This is a genomic window from Citrobacter sp. RHBSTW-01044, from assembly GCF_013781945.1.
GTDB lineage: Bacteria > Pseudomonadota > Gammaproteobacteria > Enterobacterales > Enterobacteriaceae > Citrobacter > Citrobacter braakii.
Genome location: NZ_CP056180.1, coordinates 1,601,584 through 1,616,343 on the forward strand (window position 1 = coordinate 1,601,584; position 14,760 = coordinate 1,616,343).

10 protein-coding genes are annotated in these 14,760 nt (G+C 53.8%); 3 read left to right on the forward strand and 7 right to left on the reverse strand.

What is annotated here, in order from left to right; all coding sequences use genetic code 11:
* Positions 1-53 precede the first annotated feature (53 nt).
* Genes glpC through glpA form a run of 3 tightly spaced genes read right to left on the reverse strand, consistent with a single transcriptional unit; the run spans position 54 to position 4,118 of the window.
* On the reverse strand, positions 54-1,244 hold the full coding sequence (gene glpC, locus HV352_RS07765; RefSeq protein WP_016153805.1) for an anaerobic glycerol-3-phosphate dehydrogenase subunit GlpC: 1,191 nt from the start codon (positions 1,242-1,244) through the stop codon (positions 54-56).
* Positions 1,241-2,500 (reverse strand): glycerol-3-phosphate dehydrogenase subunit GlpB, encoded by a 1,260-nt coding sequence (glpB, locus tag HV352_RS07770; RefSeq protein ID WP_181635317.1) that lies wholly within the window; start codon positions 2,498-2,500, stop codon positions 1,241-1,243. Before glpB ends, glpC begins: the two co-directional genes overlap by 4 nt.
* Positions 2,490-4,118 (reverse strand): anaerobic glycerol-3-phosphate dehydrogenase subunit A, encoded by a 1,629-nt coding sequence (gene glpA / locus HV352_RS07775; RefSeq protein WP_181635318.1) that lies wholly within the window; start codon positions 4,116-4,118, stop codon positions 2,490-2,492. Before glpA ends, glpB begins: the two co-directional genes overlap by 11 nt.
* A 270-nt stretch (positions 4,119-4,388) precedes the next feature.
* On the opposite strand from glpA, the gene glpT reads away from it, so the two are divergent.
* Both glpT and glpQ read left to right on the forward strand, forming a co-directional pair.
* Entirely contained in the window at positions 4,389-5,747 is a 1,359-nt protein-coding gene (gene glpT, locus HV352_RS07780; RefSeq protein ID WP_016153802.1) for a glycerol-3-phosphate transporter, read from the forward strand.
* 3 nt (positions 5,748-5,750) lie between these two features.
* Positions 5,751-6,818: a glycerophosphodiester phosphodiesterase gene (gene glpQ, locus HV352_RS07785; RefSeq protein WP_016157024.1), complete on the forward strand. Its 1,068-nt coding sequence runs from the start codon at positions 5,751-5,753 to the stop codon at positions 6,816-6,818.
* 172 nt (positions 6,819-6,990) lie between these two features.
* On the opposite strand, the gene yfaE is transcribed toward glpQ, so the two are convergent.
* The 4 genes from yfaE to ubiG form a co-directional block, all read right to left on the reverse strand.
* Positions 6,991-7,245: a ferredoxin-like diferric-tyrosyl radical cofactor maintenance protein YfaE gene (gene yfaE / locus HV352_RS07790; RefSeq protein ID WP_016153800.1), complete on the reverse strand. Its 255-nt coding sequence runs from the start codon at positions 7,243-7,245 to the stop codon at positions 6,991-6,993.
* Entirely contained in the window at positions 7,245-8,375 is a 1,131-nt protein-coding gene (gene nrdB, locus HV352_RS07795) for a class Ia ribonucleoside-diphosphate reductase subunit beta (protein WP_016153799.1), read from the reverse strand. Before nrdB ends, yfaE begins: the two co-directional genes overlap by 1 nt.
* A 112-nt stretch (positions 8,376-8,487) precedes the next feature.
* Positions 8,488-10,773: a class 1a ribonucleoside-diphosphate reductase subunit alpha gene (gene nrdA, locus HV352_RS07800; protein WP_016153798.1), complete on the reverse strand. Its 2,286-nt coding sequence runs from the start codon at positions 10,771-10,773 to the stop codon at positions 8,488-8,490.
* A 443-nt stretch (positions 10,774-11,216) separates the two neighbouring features.
* Positions 11,217-11,945 (reverse strand): bifunctional 2-polyprenyl-6-hydroxyphenol methylase/3-demethylubiquinol 3-O-methyltransferase UbiG, encoded by a 729-nt coding sequence (gene ubiG / locus HV352_RS07805; RefSeq protein ID WP_016157023.1) that lies wholly within the window; start codon positions 11,943-11,945, stop codon positions 11,217-11,219.
* Between the two features lie 158 nt (positions 11,946-12,103).
* Between ubiG and gyrA the strand changes: the two genes are divergently transcribed.
* Positions 12,104-14,740: a DNA topoisomerase (ATP-hydrolyzing) subunit A gene (gene gyrA, locus HV352_RS07810; protein WP_016153796.1), complete on the forward strand. Its 2,637-nt coding sequence runs from the start codon at positions 12,104-12,106 to the stop codon at positions 14,738-14,740.
* Positions 14,741-14,760: the final 20 nt, after the last annotated feature.

Below are 14,760 nucleotides of genomic sequence, written 5' to 3' on the forward strand. Positions count from 1 at the left end.
TGTACAACGGCATTCGCAAAATGCCCGGTAGCAAATGCCACCGGGCAACAGAATTAACCTAACGCTTTGGCAAGCAGGGTGATGGGGTGTTCGCAGCGTTTGCTTGTCGACATCTCAATCTGCCATTTACAGGTTTCGCAGTCGGTGACGACGATATCAGCGCCGCTGTCTTCAATCTGGCGGAACAGCGGTGCGCCAATGGACTGCGATGTCGGGTAGTTTTCCTTTTTAAAGCCGTATGTCCCGGCAATCCCGCAGCATTGCGAGTCCAGCACCGTTAACTCCAGCCCTGGAATTTGTCGTAGCAGTTCCAGCGTGTAGAGCGTCCAGCCCATTTTCTCCATGTGGCATGGCGTGTGGTAGACCACTTTCAGCGGCAGCGTTTTCAGCGGCAGCGTTTTGCCTTCATCCAGCTTGCGCCACAGCCAGCGGGTTGCCAGTTCAATGTGTTCGCGTAGACCTGAGTTGTCGACGTCCAGCACTTCCGGATATTCATCACGCAGCGCAAAGGTGCAGGTTGATGAGGTGGCGATCACCGGAATGCCTTTGCCGTCAATTGCTTCTCTGAGCGAGGCCACGTTGCTCACCGCCTGCTTACGCGCTTTATCGGTAAAACCGTTGGCAATCAGCGGTACGCCGCAGCATTTCTCTTTGCTCAGCAGTTGCACCCCGGTTCCCATCGCATTCAACACTTTGATCAGATCTTTGCCGAGTTGCGGATGGTTGTAATTCACAAAACAGCCGTGGAAAAAGGCAACCTGATCCTGATATTGCGCTTGCTGAGCGGCAACGCTGCGATACCAGCGGCGGAAGGTACCGAAAGAGTACTTCGGCAGCGTACGGCGATGGTCGATTTTTAGCGCGTAATCCAGCAGCTGACGCACCGGTTTGAGTGAGGTGGCGGTATTCACTATCGGGGCGAATGGTGTGGATACGCTACCCATCAAATCAGTATGGCTTAAGACGAAGTTACGCAGCGACGGACGCGTAGTGTCGTATTTGGCGCGCGCGCGTTGGATGATATCGCCAATCTTCACATCTGACGGACAGGCTACTTCGCAACGCTTACAGTTGATGCAGTATTTCAGCGCATCGTCATATAACGCGCCATCTTTCAGGCGCAGACGCTCACCGTCCGGTCCGGCCTGTTTAGGACCAGGGTAGTTCGGATTGACGCGACTTACCGGGCAGGCCGTGGTGCACACCGTGCATTTGATACAACTTTCAAAACGTGTGTCGCTCATTGCTGGCCTCCTGCACGTTTCGCAATATGATGTGCGGCGTGTAAGGCGCTAACAGCGCACACGCCGCCTCCGCAACCCTGGGCGATAGGGTCGAATCCGCCGAGAACGGAACCGATGGCATACATGTTCTCTATCGTTTGTCCCGCCAGCGACGGGCGCAGCCCGGCATCGGTCGTAACACCAAACTGCTGCCACGGTTGTGGGTCGAAGACGTCACGCTCATACCACTCGGCGCGCGTGGCGGTTTGCTGTACATCTAGCCCCAGGATAGGTTCGTAGATGGCCTCACGCGTGGCGACCAGCCCGCTGCTGAAGAAGCTGCCGCTGGCGAGCACGGCGAAACGTGGCCGCAAAGGAATATCGGCATGATTACGGGTCCAGATTTCGCTGACTACGCCATCCTGACAGGTGATTTTCTTCACTTCATCACCCGGCATCCAGACGCCGCCCTGGCGCACAAACTGGCGCTGCAATTTGTTATGCAAACGCATACCCAGTACCGAAGGCGGTAGGGTCGGTAACAGCGTCAGCGAGCAGGGGAGACGCTCGTTAAGCCATTGCCAGAGCTGTTCATCCGCCAGACCGAAGCAGGCCGGCATAATTATCATGTCGCAGGTTTTTGCTATTGGCAGTAAAGCGTCATAGAGCAGCGACCATTTATCTTCGTTATCCAGCAGGCGCGCAATATTGACGGCGCGAAACTCGGTCGGGTTATCACGCAGGACATCCAGCTCAGGCAGATCGATTTCTGCCGTCTCGACGCTGAGATTGCGTTGACGCAGTGACGCCGCGGCGAGATGTGCCTGAAAATCCAGTAAACCGCTAATACCTACAACGCAGATACGCTGCGCGGACAGCGGCCAGACCGGAACTTCCGGGGAACTTAACCAGGTTGAGCGTAGCGTTCCCAGCGGGGTGATGCGTTGATGTGACTGATGTACCTTGCCTTGCAAATGCGTTCCGCATTCTTCCAGCAGATTTTGCGCCTGCTGGGCCAGCTCCAGGACGTTGTGCGTTCCGATGGTGCTGTACGGGTGCGCGGGTGCCTGAGTGCGCAGCGCATTCAGGCCTGCTTCTATATCCGTCACCGGTTGGCCATCGGGTAAGTTGCTGAGCAAATCCAGTGAGCCGGAGGAGAAATGCAGGGCGCTTTGGCCGCGAGTGACAATCGTGCAGCGTAAACCGCTTTTTTGCAGTTGCAGGCCGCACAGTAGTCCGGCCAGGCCGCCGCCGATAATGACGGTATCAAATTTCATCCTGGTGCTCCTTTTCCAGACCGCACAATCCCTGATAGACCCAGCGTGTGAATTCGCTTTCGCGCAGCGCATCTCCCCAGGCGATAGGCTGCACGCCTTTCCAGCGTTCATTGAGAAAATCGGAAAGCTGGGTGATAGATTGCGCGGCGGTGGTGACATTAAAACGCTGCAGCAAACCTGCGGCGCGGCAGGCACACAATTCGCCCTGGCAGGTCCCCATTCCAACACGGGTACGGCGACGCAAATCCAGCAGGCTGTTGACGGTCAAATTCTCGACGGCGTACTGCACTTCACCTGCAGTGACCGCTTCGCATTCACAGACCAGGCTGCGGTGCTGACGACCTTCGCTAAGCCACGCAGGGGTGCGATCGCCGTGACGGTAGACCGCTGAGCCGCGCAGTGGCGCGGGCAACGAGATCACGCGTTTGAGCGTATGCTCGGTCGATTCTTGTGAGCCAGGCAGCGCCGTGTCTGCCGTTGTGCAAGGTTGGGTATTGCCCAGCTTACGGCAAACGGCATCGGTGGCCCACTCTGCCATCAGGCGGTAGGTCATCAATTTGCCGCCGGTAATGGTGATAAACCCGTCCAGTCCGTCACGCTGGGCGTGATCGAACAGTACAATCCCACGACTGACGTTACGGCCACTTGGATCGTCGTCGCTGGCTACCAGAGGACGCACGCCGGAGTAGGCGCGTAAAATGCGCGTTTTCGCCATAATCGGCGCCAGTTTTTCGCCTTCACGCAGCAGTATATCGACCTCTTCTGCGGTGACGCGGTTGCTGTCGATATCATCGTAATCGATGTGCTGTGAGGTGGTGCCAATCAGCGAAATGGTATCACCGGGCACCAGGATATCGGCGTCAGACGGCTTACGACAGCGGTTGATGACATGCTGGTTAATGCGGTGATCCATAATCAGCAGCGAACCTTTGGCCGGGAACATACGGATGCTCAGGTCGGCATATTCCGCAATGCGCTGGCCCCAGATCCCGGCGGCGTTGACGACTACCGGCGCATGCAGAGACTGCATCTCACCCGTCAGATGATTGCGTACGTTCACGCCGCAAACCGTTGCCCCTTCACGAATCAGTCCCGTCACTTCATGCGCCGTTAAGATTACTGCGCCATGCTCACGCGCATCCAGCATGTTGGCGGCGGTTAAGCGGAAAGGATCAACCGTGCCGTCCGGCACTTTTACCGCGCCAATCAGCTGTGGGTTGACGGAAGGTTCGATAATGCGCGCCTGCTTAGGGTCAATTGCTTCTGCGCGAATACCAGCCTCTTCACAGGCGCGAATAAAGGTTGCCTGGAAGGAGAGTTCATCTTCCGGCAGGGTAATAAACAGACCGTTTGTCGGCTCAACGCAATGACGGGCGATACGTTTGAGAATTTGGTTTTCGCTGATGCACTCCCGGGCAGATTCAGCGTCGGTGACGGCGTAGCGTGCACCGCTGTGCAGCAGACCGTGGTTACGTCCGGTCGCCCCTGTGGCGATATCGTGGCGTTCCACTAAGATGACGCGCAACCCGCGCAGCGCACAATCGCGTGCGATCCCTGCACCTGTTGCTCCTCCACCAATGATAATCACGTCACTTGTTTGCGAGTCGCGAATTTTCATTGTTTTTCCTCACAGTTCGTTTTTTATCATTTAGCCACATAAAAAACATGGATTGTTTGATTTCGCGCATAATCGCTCATTATTCGAAAATGAAACGTGATTTCGTGCGCCTTTATGAACATTTGTCATAAATCTGTAACAATATGTGCAGCGTTTCACATTTTTGTTATGTATCTTTCCTTAACATCGCGGCCACACTGGGAGCGGTAGGGTAGTAATGACGAACTGCAGTGTTTACTTCGAATGAAAGACGGCCACGGAGGCTACACTATGTTGAGCATTTTTAAACCAGCGTCACACACGGCGCGTTTGCCTGCAGCGGAGATCGACCCGACATATCGTCGATTACGTTGGCAGATCTTTCTGGGGATTTTCTTTGGCTATGCCGCGTACTATCTGGTACGTAAGAACTTTGCCCTTGCGATGCCGTATCTGGTTGAGCAAGGTTTCTCGCGTGGCGATCTGGGTTTTGCGTTATCCGGTATCTCCATTGCTTACGGATTTTCGAAATTCATCATGGGGTCCGTTTCGGATCGCTCGAATCCGCGCGTTTTCCTGCCAGCGGGTCTGATTCTGGCCGCCGCTGTCATGTTGTTCATGGGCTTTGTGCCGTGGGCGACTTCGAGCATTGCGGTTATGTTTGTGCTGCTGTTCCTCTGCGGATGGTTCCAGGGAATGGGTTGGCCGCCGTGTGGTCGTACCATGGTGCACTGGTGGTCGCAGAAAGAGCGTGGGGGCATTGTCTCCGTCTGGAACTGTGCGCACAACGTGGGCGGTGGTCTGCCTCCTCTGTTGTTCCTGCTGGGTATGGCCTGGTTCAATGACTGGAAAGCGGCGCTGTACATGCCTGCTTTCGGTGCGATCGTCGTCGCGCTGTTTGCTTTTGCTCTGATGCGTGATACGCCGCAGTCTTGTGGCCTGCCGCCTATCGAAGAGTACAAGAACGACTATCCGGACGATTACAACGAGAAAGCGGAAGAAGAGCTGACTGCGAAGCAGATCTTCATGCAATACGTACTGCCGAACAAACTGTTGTGGTACATCGCTATCGCCAACGTGTTTGTTTATCTGCTGCGCTACGGCATCCTGGACTGGTCCCCGACCTATCTGAAAGAAGTGAAACATTTCGCGCTGGATAAATCATCCTGGGCCTACTTCCTGTATGAATATGCGGGTATTCCGGGCACGCTGCTGTGCGGCTGGATGTCGGATAAAGTCTTCCGTGGCAACCGTGGTGCGACCGGCGTGTTCTTTATGACGCTGGTGACTATCGCGACTATCGTCTACTGGATGAACCCGGCAGGCAACCCGAACGTGGATATGGCTTGTATGATCATCATCGGCTTCCTGATCTACGGTCCGGTAATGTTGATTGGTCTGCATGCGCTGGAACTGGCACCGAAAAAAGCGGCGGGTACGGCGGCTGGCTTTACCGGTCTGTTCGGTTATCTCGGCGGTTCCGTAGCGGCGAGCGCCATTGTTGGCTATACCGTTGACTTCTTCGGTTGGGACGGCGGCTTTATGGTGATGATTGGCGGTAGCGTGCTGGCGGTTATTCTGCTGGTGGTCGTCATGATTGGCGAAAAACGCCATCACGAAGAGATCGCACTGAAGCGTAACGGGGGCTAATAGATGAAAACCACATTGAAAAGTCTCAGCGTGGCGCTAATGCTGACAGGTATTGTGGTGAGCAGCGCGGCGGTTGCCGCAGAAAAAATCGTGATTGCGCACCGTGGCGCCAGCGGTTATCTACCGGAGCATACGCTGCCAGCAAAAGCGATGGCTTATGCTCAGGGGGCTGATTACCTGGAACAGGATTTGGTGATGACCAAGGACGACCATCTGGTTGTCCTGCATGACCACTACCTTGACCGCGTCACCGATGTTGCCGAGCGTTTCCCGGATCGTGCGCGTAAAGATGGGCGCTACTACGCTATCGACTTTACGCTGGATGAGATTAAATCGCTGAAATTTACCGAAGGCTTTGATATCGAAAATGGCAAAAAGGTCCAGACCTACCCAGGGCGTTTCCCGATGGGTAAATCTGATTTCCGTGTGCACACTTTCGAAGAAGAGATTGAGTTCGTTCAGGGATTAAATCATTCAACCGGTAAAAACATTGGCATTTACCCGGAAATGAAAGCGCCGTGGTTCCATCATCAGGAAGGGAAGGACATTGCGGCTAAGACGCTGGAAGTGCTGAAAAAGTACGGGTACACCGACAAGAACGACAAGGTTTATCTACAGTGTTTTGATGTCGCAGAGTTAAAGCGCATTAAGAATGAACTGGAACCGAAGATGGGGATGGATCTCAATCTGGTACAGTTGATTGCGTACACTGACTGGAATGAAACTCAGGAGAAAAAGCCGGACGGTAGTTGGGTTAATTACAACTACGACTGGATGTTTAAACCGGGTGCCATGAAGCAGGTTGCGCAGTATGCGGACGGCATTGGGCCGGACTATCACATGCTGATTGATGAGAAGTCGAAGAAAGGCAATATCTCGTTAACGGGTATGGTACAGGACGCGCATCAGAATAAGATGGTGGTGCATCCTTATACCGTTCGTGCCGATCAACTGCCGGATTACACCACTGATGTAAACCAGCTGTATGACATTCTGTATAACAAGGCGGGCGTTGACGGGCTGTTCACCGACTTCCCCGACAAAGCAGTGACATTCCTGAATAAAGAGTAATGGCACAAGGTCTGTGATGCACCTCCGGTCACAGGCCTGGTTGGATCAAATGTTATTAACGGCTAGATAAGGCCGTCTGCCGTCAACGTGGCCATACCTGCCTCCAGGAGAAATAAAGAGCTGCCGTCCATCGGCGGCTCTTTTTTAGTCGTAATTTTTATCCCGCCACGCGTTACAGCTCTATTTCAATATCGCCTTTTGCCCGACAGCAGCAGGGCAAAATTTCACCTGGCTGAATGAAGGCCAGAGGTTCGGCAATCCAGTCGACCTGTCCCGCTACCAGACGGGTACGGCAGGAGCCGCAATAACCTGCGCGGCACTGGTATTCAACTTCAACATTGTGCGATTCGAGCGCGGCAAGCAGGGAAGGGTGTTCATCCTGGCACAGCAGTTGTGTGCCAGAGATGCGCAGAGTAACGCGGCCCATCAGAGCTGGAAGTTACTCAGGTCGTCGGTATCGACTTCCGAATCGATCTGGCCGACCAGGTAAGAGCTGACTTCCACTTCCTGCGGCGCAACCTGCACGTTATCAGACACCAGCCAGGTGTTGATCCATGGGATTGGGTTAGAGCGGGTCTGGAACGGCAAGTCGAGTCCGACAGCCTGCATACGGATGTTGGTGATGTACTCAACGTACTGGCACAGAATGTCTTTGTTCAGGCCAATCATTGAGCCGTCACGGAACAGATAATCCGCCCACTCTTTTTCCTGCAGCGCGGCCTGTACGAACAGGTCGTAGCATTCTTGTTTACACTCTTCGGCGATTTCCGCCATTTCCGGATCGTCCACGCCGCTGCGCAGCAGATTCAGCATATGCTGGGTCCCGGTCAAATGCAGGGCTTCATCGCGGGCGATCAGGCGAATAATTTTCGCGTTGCCTTCCATCAGTTCGCGTTCGGCGAAGGCGAAGGAGCAGGCGAAGCTGACGTAGAAGCGGATCGCTTCCAGCGCGTTCACGCTCATCAGGCACAGATACAGCTTCTTCTTCAGTTCACGCAGGCTTACGACAACCGTTTTACCGTTAACGGTATGCGTGCCTTCGCCCAGCAAATGCCAGTAGCTGGTCATCTCAATCAATTCGTCGTAATAGCTGGAAATGCCTTCCGCGCGTTTCTGGATCTGCTCGTTGGTGACGATGTCATCAAACACCACCGCCGGATCGTTCACGATGTTACGAATGATGTGGGTGTAGGAACGGGAGTGGATCGTTTCTGAAAACGCCCATGTTTCCACCCAGGTTTCCAGCTCAGGGATCGAGATTAACGGCAGCAGCGCCACGTTCGGGCTACGTCCCTGAATGGAGTCCAGCAGCGTCTGATATTTCAGGTTGCTGATGAAGATATGCTTTTCATGTTCCGGCAGCGCCTGGAAGTCGATGCGATCGCGAGAAACATCAACTTCTTCCGGACGCCAGAAGAAAGAGAGCTGCTTTTCGATCAGTTTTTCGAAGATGTCATATTTTTGCTGATCGTAGCGGGCGACGTTCACCGGCTGGCCGAAGAACATCGGTTCCAGAAGTTGGTTATTTTTCGTCTGTGAAAAAGTGGTGTATGCCATTGATGTGAATCCTGTGTGGGATGAGTGCCGGATGGCGTTACAAGCACCCTTTCCGGCCTACAAACCAAGCTACTGTAGGCCGGGTGAGCCTGGTGCCACCCGGCATCGTTCATCAGATCTTACATGCGCCGCTTTCGCAGCCATCGTCCTGAATGGACGGCACCAGATCGTCCTGAGAATCTTCCGCACCGTCACGGGTGTTTTGATAATACAGCGTTTTGACACCAAATTTGTAGGCGGTGAGCAGGTCTTTCAGTAACTGCTGCATCGGTACTTTTCCGGATGGGAAGCGCGACGGATCATAGTTGGTGTTGGCGGAAATCGACTGATCGATAAATTTCTGCATGATACCTACCAGTTGCAGATAGCCATCGTTGTTCGGCATTTCCCACAGCAGTTCGTACGCGTCGTGCAGGTGTTCGTAGTCCGGCACGACCTGGCGCAGAATACCGTCTTTCGACGCTTTGATGCTCACATAGCCGCGCGGTGGTTCAATACCGTTGGTGGCGTTAGAGATCTGCGAAGAGGTCTCCGATGGCATCAGGGCTGACAGCGTGGAGTTACGCAGACCGTGCGTTTTGATGGATTCGCGCAGTTGTTCCCAGTCCAGATGCAGCGGCTCGTTGACAATAGCATCGAGATCTTTTTTATAGGTATCGATCGGCAGAATACCTTTGGAGTAAGTCGTTTCGTTAAACCACGGGCACGCGCCTTGCTCTTTCGCCAGCTCGTTAGAGGCTTTCATCAGGTAATACTGAATGGCTTCAAAGGTTTTGTGAGTCAGGTTGTTCGCGCTGCCGTCAGAATAACGCTTACCGTTTTTCGCCAGCCAGTAGGCGTAGTTGATCACGCCAATACCCAGCGTACGGCGACCCATCGCGCCGCGTTTGGCGGCAGGAATCGGATAATCCTGATAATCGAGCAGCGCATCCAGCGCGCGCACCGCCAATTCGGCCAGCTCTTCCAGCTCGTCCAGGCTGTTGATAGCACCGAGGTTAAATGCGGACAGCGTACACAGCGCAATTTCGCCGTTTTCGTCGTTAACGTCGGTCAGCGGTTTGGTCGGCAGGGCGATTTCCAGGCACAGGTTAGACTGGCGCACCGGAGCGACAATTGGATCAAACGGGCTATGAGTGTTGCAGTGGTCAACGTTCTGAATATAGATACGCCCGGTAGAGGCACGTTCCTGCATCATCAGTGAAAACAGCTCAACGGCTTTCACGCGTTGCTTGCGGATACTGTCGTCGTTTTCATATTTGGTGTACAGACGTTCGAATTCGTCCTGGTCAGCGAAGAACGCATCATACAGGCCCGGGACGTCGGACGGGCTGAACAGCGTGATGTCGCCGCCCTTCAGCAGACGGGTGTACATCAGTTTGTTGATCTGTACGCCGTAGTCCATGTGACGCACGCGGTTGCCTTCGACGCCACGGTTGTTTTTCAGGACCAGCAGGCTTTCAACTTCCAGGTGCCACATCGGGTAGAACAGCGTTGCAGCACCGCCGCGTACGCCGCCCTGGGAGCAGGATTTTACCGCGGTCTGGAAGTGCTTGTAGAACGGAATACAACCGGTGTGGAACGCTTCACCGCCGCGGATCGGGCTACCCAGCGCACGGATGCGACCGGCGTTGATACCGATGCCGGCGCGCTGGGAAACGTATTTCACAATCGCGCTGGAGGTGGCGTTGATGGAGTCCAGGCTGTCGCCGCACTCGATCAGTACACAGGAGCTGAACTGACGGGTAGGGGTGCGCACGCCGGACATAATCGGCGTCGGCAGCGAAATTTTAAACGTAGAAACGGCGTCGTAGAAACGTTTTACGTATTGCAGACGCGTTTCACGCGGATAGTTAGAGAACAGGCACGCCGCTACCAGAATGTAGAGGAACTGCGCGCTTTCATAAATCTCACCGGTAACACGGTTTTGTACCAGGTATTTACCTTCTAACTGCTTCACCGCAGCGTAGGAGAAGGTCATATCGCGGTCGTGTACGATGAACGAGTCCATCTGCTTGAACTCTTCTTCCGTGTAGTCTTCCAGCAGATGATTGTCGTATTTGCCCATTTCAACCATTTTCACGACATGGTCGAACAGTTTCGGCGGTTCAAACTCGCCGTAGGCTTTTTTGCGCAGATGGAAAATTGCCAGGCGAGCAGCCAGGTACTGATAATCCGGTGCCTCGCGCGAGATCAGGTCGGCGGCAGCTTTGATGATTGTTTCATGGATATCGGATGTCTTGATACCGTCATAAAACTGAATGTGGGAGCGCAACTCGACCTGAGAAATCGATACGTTATTCAGTCCTTCTGCCGCCCAATCCAGAACTCGGTGGATTTTGTCGAGATTGATGCGCTCTGTACTACCATCACGCTTTGTCACCAGCAGACTCTGATTCATGTGGTTTTTTACCTGTCCGTGAAAGAAAAAATATCCCCCATATTATCCACAAAGTCATGTTGTGACTAAGTCTGTGGATAAATACTATATGTAGGGGTTGTTTGATAAAGTAGACGCTATATGGTGAGTATTCTAGTAGGGATTCTTTTCAGTACAAGAGTTGATTTTGAGGTTAAATTGAGGTTGCAAAAGGGTAATAATCGCTAAGTGCGCGTCTTATAAGGCCTGGCGAGGATGTCAATAATTGAGAAAAAAAATAGAAAATTTGATCGAGTGCTGATTTCTTCATCTAAGGCAAGGTAAGTTCTTATGACCTGGCGCAAAAATTGCCCTGACGATCCTACTCAGGATTGGTAGGCGATGCGCAGGCCCGAAAGCTGCGCACTATCAGGTACGGTGCCGGATTGCGGCGTTGCACGCCTTATCCGGCCGGGTGGAGGAGGTTAATCTGCTTGCGCGGTAGTGTGTAGCATATAGTTCACATCAACGCCGGGGCCGAGTTTAAAACTGTTGGTGATCGGGTTGTAGTGCAGGCCGGTCATATGACGCTCTTTCAGCACGGTCTGGTCAACCCACTCTAACAGTTCAGCCGGCTTAATGAATTTTTTCACATCATGCGTACCTTTCGGCACCATACGCAAAATATATTCCGCGCCGACCACCGCCATTAGCCAGGATTTGCCGTTGCGATTAAGCGTGGAGAAAAACACTTCGCCGCCCGGTTTGACCAGTCTGGCGCAGGCCCTGACCACCGATTGCGGGTCCGGTACGTGCTCCAGCATTTCCATGCAGGTCACAACGTCATACTGATGCGCATGTTTTTCCGCATGTTCTTCAACCGTTTCTTGAACGTATTCCACCTGGATGCCACTCTCCAGCGCATGCAGTTTTGCTACCTGTAACGGTTCAAAGCCCATGTCCAGCCCGGTGACGGTTGCGCCCTCGCGCGCCATGCTTTCCGCCAGAATGCCGCCGCCGCAGCCGACGTCGAGTACCTTTTTACCAAACAGGCCGCCTGAGCGCTCCGTGATATAGCCCAGGCGAAGTGGGTTAATACGGTGCAGTGGCTTAAATTCACCCTCAAGATCCCACCAGCGTGACGCGACTGCTTCAAACTTGGCAATTTCTTCCTGATCAACGTTGTGAGTTACCGGAGGTTTTTCGGCATTCATTGGGGCTTCTACTCCTAAATTTGCGATGCAAATGAGTATATCAGCCTGACGGGATGAATAAAGCCTCTGTCAGGGGGAATCCATTTACCTGAATCTGCACGGATGTGTTATAATTTGCGACCTTTGAATCCGGGATACAGTAGAGGGATAGCGGTTAGATGAGCGACCTTGCGAGAGAAATTACACCGGTCAACATTGAGGAAGAGCTGAAGAGCTCCTATCTGGATTATGCGATGTCGGTCATTGTTGGCCGTGCGCTGCCGGACGTCCGAGATGGCCTGAAGCCGGTTCACCGTCGCGTACTTTACGCCATGAACGTATTGGGCAACGACTGGAATAAAGCCTATAAAAAATCTGCCCGTGTCGTTGGTGACGTAATCGGTAAATACCACCCTCATGGTGATACCGCCGTTTACGACACCATTGTTCGTATGGCGCAGCCATTCTCCTTGCGTTACATGCTGGTAGATGGTCAGGGTAACTTTGGTTCTGTCGATGGCGACTCCGCAGCGGCGATGCGTTATACGGAAATCCGTATGTCGAAAATCGCCCATGAGCTGATGGCTGACCTGGAAAAAGAAACGGTGGATTTCGTCGATAACTACGACGGCACCGAACAAATTCCTGACGTCATGCCAACCAAAATTCCTAACCTGCTGGTGAACGGCTCGTCCGGTATCGCGGTAGGTATGGCAACCAACATTCCGCCGCACAACCTGACGGAAGTGATCAACGGCTGCCTGGCATACATTGACGATGAAGACATCAGCATTGAAGGGCTGATGGAACATATTCCGGGTCCGGACTTCCCGACCGCCGCGATCATCAACGGTCGTCGTGGTATTGAAGAAGCCTACCGTACCGGCCGTGGCAAAGTGTACATTCGCGCACGCGCGGAAGTCGAAGCGGATGCCAAAACTGGCCGTGAAACCATCATCGTCCATGAAATTCCGTATCAGGTGAACAAAGCGCGCCTGATCGAGAAAATCGCCGAGCTGGTAAAAGACAAACGCGTTGAAGGTATCAGCGCGCTGCGTGACGAGTCTGACAAAGACGGTATGCGCATCGTGATTGAAGTGAAACGCGACGCAGTCGGGGAAGTGGTTCTGAACAACCTCTACTCCCAGACCCAACTGCAGGTTTCTTTCGGTATCAACATGGTTGCGTTGCACCATGGACAGCCGAAAATCATGAACCTGAAAGATATTATTGCTGCGTTTGTACGTCACCGCCGTGAAGTCGTAACCCGCCGTACTATCTTTGAACTGCGTAAAGCCCGCGACCGTGCGCACATCCTTGAAGCACTGGCGATTGCGCTGGCGAACATCGATCCGATCATCGAACTGATCCGCCGTGCGCCGACCCCGGCAGAAGCGAAAGCAGCGCTGGTCGCGCGTTCGTGGGAGCTGGGTAACGTTTCTGCCATGCTGGAACGTGCCGGCGATGATGCCGCGCGTCCTGAATGGCTGGAACCGGAATTTGGCGTGCGTGACGGTCAGTACTACCTGACTGAACAGCAGGCCCAGGCCATTCTGGATCTGCGTTTGCAGAAACTGACCGGCCTTGAGCACGAAAAACTGCTCGACGAATACAAAGAGCTGCTGGAGCAGATCGCTGAACTGCTGCACATTCTGGGTAGCGCCGATCGTCTGATGGAAGTCATCCGTGAAGAGATGGAGCTGATTCGTGAACAGTTCGGCGACGCACGTCGGACCGAAATCACCGCGAACAGCGCTGACATCAACATCGAAGATCTGATTAGCCAGGAAGATGTTGTCGTGACCTTGTCTCATCAGGGCTACGTGAAATATCAGCCGTTAACCGATTACGAAGCGCAGCGTCGTGGCGGTAAAGGCAAATCTGCAGCACGAATTAAAGAAGAAGACTTTATCGACCGCCTGCTGGTGGCCAACACCCATGACACGATCCTCTGCTTCTCCAGCCGCGGTCGTTTGTACTGGATGAAGGTTTATCAGTTGCCGGAAGCAAGCCGTGGTGCGCGTGGACGTCCTATCGTCAACCTGCTGCCACTGGAAGCTAACGAACGTATCACCGCAATTCTGCCAGTACGTGAGTACGAAGAAGGCGTCAACGTCTTCATGGCAACCGCCAGCGGTACCGTGAAGAAAACAGCGCTGACCGAGTTCAGCCGTCCGCGTTCAGCCGGTATCATTGCGGTTAACCTGAACGAAGGCGATGAGCTGATTGGCGTTGACCTGACGTCTGGTAGTGACGAAGTTATGCTGTTCTCTGCTGCCGGTAAAGTGGTGCGCTTCAAAGAAGGGGCTGTTCGTCCGATGGGACGTACCGCGACCGGCGTACGCGGTATCAAACTGGCGGAAAGCGACAGCGTGGTATCGCTGATCGTTCCGCGCGGTGAAGGTGCTATCCTCACCGTTACCCAGAACGGCTACGGTAAACGTACGGCGGCGGAAGAGTATCCGACCAAGTCTCGTGCGACCCAGGGCGTTATCTCCATCAAAGTCACCGAGCGCAACGGTTCCGTTGTCGGCGCAGTGCAGGTTGAAGATACCGACCAGATCATGATGATCACCGATGCAGGTACGCTGGTGCGTACTCGCGTGTCGGAAATCAGCGTGGTAGGGCGTAACACCCAGGGCGTTATCCTCATCCGTACTGCGGAAGATGAAAACGTTGTGGGTCTGCAACGCGTTGCTGAACCGGTTGATGATGAAGAGCTCGACTCCATCGACGGTAGCGCTGCTGAAGGGGACGAGGATATCGCGCCTGAAGCGGAAAGCGATGACGATGCAGCGGACGACGCTGAAGAGTAATTAAGACGTGATAAAAAGGG

Bases quoted from the DNA above. Each gene is read 5' to 3' on its own strand.
- yfaE (WP_016153800.1), bottom strand. From the start codon at position 7,245: ATGGGCCGCGTTACTCTGCGCATCTCTGGCACACAACTGCTGTGCCAG.
- glpT (WP_016153802.1), top strand. From the start codon at position 4,389: ATGTTGAGCATTTTTAAACCAGCGTCACACACGGCGCGTTTGCCTGCA.
- glpC (WP_016153805.1), bottom strand. From the start codon at position 1,244: ATGAGCGACACACGTTTTGAAAGTTGTATCAAATGCACGGTGTGCACC.
- glpB (WP_181635317.1), bottom strand. From the start codon at position 2,500: ATGAAATTTGATACCGTCATTATCGGCGGCGGCCTGGCCGGACTACTG.
- gyrA (WP_016153796.1), top strand. From the start codon at position 12,104: ATGAGCGACCTTGCGAGAGAAATTACACCGGTCAACATTGAGGAAGAG.
- glpA (WP_181635318.1), bottom strand. From the start codon at position 4,118: ATGAAAATTCGCGACTCGCAAACAAGTGACGTGATTATCATTGGTGGA.
- nrdB (WP_016153799.1), bottom strand. From the start codon at position 8,375: ATGGCATACACCACTTTTTCACAGACGAAAAATAACCAACTTCTGGAA.
- ubiG (WP_016157023.1), bottom strand. From the start codon at position 11,945: ATGAATGCCGAAAAACCTCCGGTAACTCACAACGTTGATCAGGAAGAA.
- nrdA (WP_016153798.1), bottom strand. From the start codon at position 10,773: ATGAATCAGAGTCTGCTGGTGACAAAGCGTGATGGTAGTACAGAGCGC.
- glpQ (WP_016157024.1), top strand. From the start codon at position 5,751: ATGAAAACCACATTGAAAAGTCTCAGCGTGGCGCTAATGCTGACAGGT.